Origin of the sequence: Rhizobium sp. RHZ02, from assembly GCF_014851575.1 — a bacterium.
Taxonomy (GTDB): domain Bacteria; phylum Pseudomonadota; class Alphaproteobacteria; order Rhizobiales; family Rhizobiaceae; genus Rhizobium; species Rhizobium altiplani.
This window is the reverse complement of sequence record NZ_JACUZX010000077.1, coordinates 1-851: the sequence shown is the minus strand read 5'-3', so window position 1 is coordinate 851 and position 851 is coordinate 1. Positions and strand designations below refer to the sequence as shown.

Genomic DNA, 851 nt, shown 5'->3' with positions numbered 1-851 from the left:
GAACAATGGGCAATCCTGACGACAGGCTTCCTTCCTACCTCCAGTCCCTCCACCAGATCCGGCCGACTAAGCCATCCTTGGTTTCAACAGAACTGGGCTCGGACATCTCGCGCAATCCATGGGATTGGGCAAAACACCTGGAAGCCTCCAGATCAATCTTCTCTTCACGATATATGCAGAACAGGCATCTGACTTAAAGCCGATGCAAACTTTGTTTTTCTCCAGAAGACACTTTATCGCTCACGCGCCGCAGGCGCTCCGCGGGGGCGCCAAATGATTGGCGACGCGCCTTGCGCTACGTTGCTGCCGTCAGTCTCGACACCAATCGATTTGGTGGAGCTGAGCGGGATCGAACCGCTGACCCCCTGCTTGCAAAGCAGGTGCTCTCCCAGCTGAGCTACAGCCCCTCCAGCTCGATCACCCGGAGATTAATCCAGGTTCGGCAACAATCCGCGCCAGCCATTCCAATCAATTCCCAGTCCATCATTCGCAAATGCAAATGGTGGGCCCGGGAAGACTTGAACTTCCGACCCCACGCTTATCAAGCGTGTGCTCTAACCAACTGAGCTACGGGCCCATTCGGGAACCGGTCCAGCACAAGCCGGACAAGCGCGGTTTTTTGTCTTCATGAAGAAAGAGAAACGTGGACGGCGAAAGCTCGCCATACCGTCAGGACCGAAGTCTCTGCGGCGTATTACGTTGCGATCGTGATCTGACTGATCCGATCTATGTTCTAAAAAGCACGGGAAGGTTCATCCCCTAGACAAGTCGAAGACTTGTCGGAGGGCGTCTTACCAATTCCACAGCTTCCTTAGAAAGGAGGTGATCCAGCCGCAGGTTCCCCTACGGCT

The 851-nt window shown here is 54.9% G+C and carries 2 tRNA genes; both read right to left on the bottom strand.

Annotated elements, in window-relative coordinates:
* Positions 1-331: 331 nt before the first annotated feature.
* Positions 332-407: transfer RNA gene (locus IB244_RS31565), tRNA-Ala, on the bottom strand.
* Positions 408-500: 93 nt separating this feature from the next.
* Positions 501-577: transfer RNA gene (locus IB244_RS31560), tRNA-Ile, on the bottom strand.
* Between the last annotated feature and the right edge of the window lie 274 nt (positions 578-851).